The organism is Nonomuraea turkmeniaca, assembly GCF_005889735.1.
In the GTDB taxonomy this organism is placed as follows: Bacteria; Actinomycetota; Actinomycetes; order Streptosporangiales; family Streptosporangiaceae; genus Nonomuraea; species Nonomuraea turkmeniaca.
In genome coordinates, this window is record NZ_VCKY01000508.1 from 1 (window position 1) to 1985 (window position 1985).

The 1985-nt window shown below is 66.0% G+C and carries 1 protein-coding gene; it reads left to right on the forward strand.

Translation table 11 applies throughout. The features are described 5' to 3' along the window. Positions 1 to 158 precede the first annotated feature (158 nt). Positions 159 to 1871, forward strand: a complete 1713-nt coding sequence (locus tag ETD86_RS54125; protein ID WP_138674353.1) for an IS1634 family transposase — start codon at positions 159 to 161, stop codon at positions 1869 to 1871. The last annotated feature ends 114 nt before the right edge of the window (positions 1872 to 1985 follow it).

Sequence of the window (1985 nt, forward strand, 5' to 3'; positions counted from 1 at the left end):
CTCGCGTTCCGCAGCTAATCGGGGTGCTGAGGCATGATCGAGCATGAAGATGCAGGTCGGCGACATGAGGCCTAGCGGAAATCGCGAGAACGCCTAGTAACACGACTTCCACGAAACAGCAGTCACAGGCTGTGCTTAAGCTGTTACGGTCTGGTGGCATGTTCGTCAGGAGCTCCGCCCGCAGGAACAAGGACGGCACGGTGGTGCGCTACCTGCAACTGGCGCACAACGAATGGGATCCGGCCAGCAAATCGTCCAAGACCAAGGTGCTGCACAACTTCGGCCGGGAGGATCAGCTCGACCGCCCGGCGGTCGAGCGCCTGGTCACCTCGCTGTGCCGGCTGCTGGACCCCGAACGCGCGGCCACCGTGCGCACCCCCGGCGAGCTGAACTACCAGGGTTCAGCCGGCTTCGGCGGCGCCTACCTGCTGGACCAGCTGTGGCGGCAGCTGTCCATCGACAAGATCATGACTTCCATGCTGGCCCGTACCCGGCGCGGCCCCTACACCGAGCGGGTGCTGTTCGCGCTGGTGGCCAACCGCGCGCTGGATGCCTCCTCCAAGCTGGCCGCCTCGCACTGGGTCGGCCGCCGCGCCCACATCGAGAGCCTGGCCAGCTGCAGCGACGATGCCTGCTATCGGGCGATGGACTGGCTGCACGAGTGCCGCGACGCGATCGAGAACAAGGTGTTCGACCAGGTCGCCACCCTCTTGAACCTTCAGGTGGACTTGCTGTTTTTCGATACGACCAGCACCTATTTCGAGATCGACACCCCCGATGAGGCCATCGACCGCGACGAGCGCGGCATGCCCCTGCCCGACGACTGCGATGCCGGCGAGGAACCGGCCATGCGCAAGGGCTTCCGGGCGTTCGGCAAGTCCAAGGATCACCGCGACGACCTGCCGCAGGTGGTGATCGGGCTGGCGGTCACCCGCGACGGCATCCCGGTCCGCTGCTGGTGCTGGCCGGGCGGCACCGCGGACGCCACCGTGATCAGCCAGGTCAAGAAGGACATGCGGGACTGGACCCTCGCCAAGATCGTATGGGTGGGCGACCGCGGCTTCACCTCCGAAGACAACCGGCGCACGCTACGCAGCGGCGATCACCACTACATCCTCGGGGAAAAGCTGCGCTCGGGCAGCCCCGAGGCCAAGGCGGCGCTGGCGCGGCAGGGCCGCTACACCGACGTGGCCGGCAACCTCAAGGTCAAAGAGGTCCGCATCAGCGAGCATGAACGCTTCGTCATCTGCTTCAACCCCGACGGCGCCGATCGGGACGCGGCGGTGCGGGAGCGGCTGCTGGCCCACCTCGGCGAGCTGATCGACGGCACCGACGGCTGGAAGAGCGACAAGCGGGCCGAACTGCGCGGGGTGATCTCCACCAAGCCCGCCCTGAACCGCTACCTGCGCGTCACCGCCGGCGGGCTGCTGCGCATCGACCAGGCCAAGGTCAAGGCCGAGGCCAAGCTGGACGGCAAGTACCTGCTGCGCAGCAGCGACCCGCGTCTGAGCGCCGAGGACATCGCACTGGGGTTCAAGCAGCTCTGGCAGGTCGAGCGGGGCTGGCGGGACATGAAGCAGATCATCGACCTGCGGCCCGTCTACCACCGCCTGGAGCAGCGCATCCGCGCCCACGTCATCCTCTGCTGGCTGGCCCTGCTGCTGATCCGCATCATCGAAACCGGCACAGGCCGGACCTGGCGGCACATTCGTGAGGAATTCGACCAACTGACCATCGCCACTTTCACCGGGCCAACCGGCACCTTCCGCCAGATAGCCGAGCTCACCAAGCCACAACGAGACATCCTCGCCAAACTGGCGCTTCCCATCCCGAAGAAGGTCATAGAGGCGATACCGGCCACCCCCTCCTGACCAGCAATAACACCCCGGCCTAGTAACACGCCGCGCACGCGTTCCAGTATGCGTTACCGCAGCTCAACGCCTGGATCCGTGTGCTTTTCTTCAGACACATCTGCGGAACCCGAG

Excerpts from the sequence above, each read along its gene's own strand:
- ETD86_RS54125 (WP_138674353.1), top strand. The coding sequence starts at position 159 with ATGTTCGTCAGGAGCTCCGCCCGCAGGAACAAGGACGGCACGGTGGTG.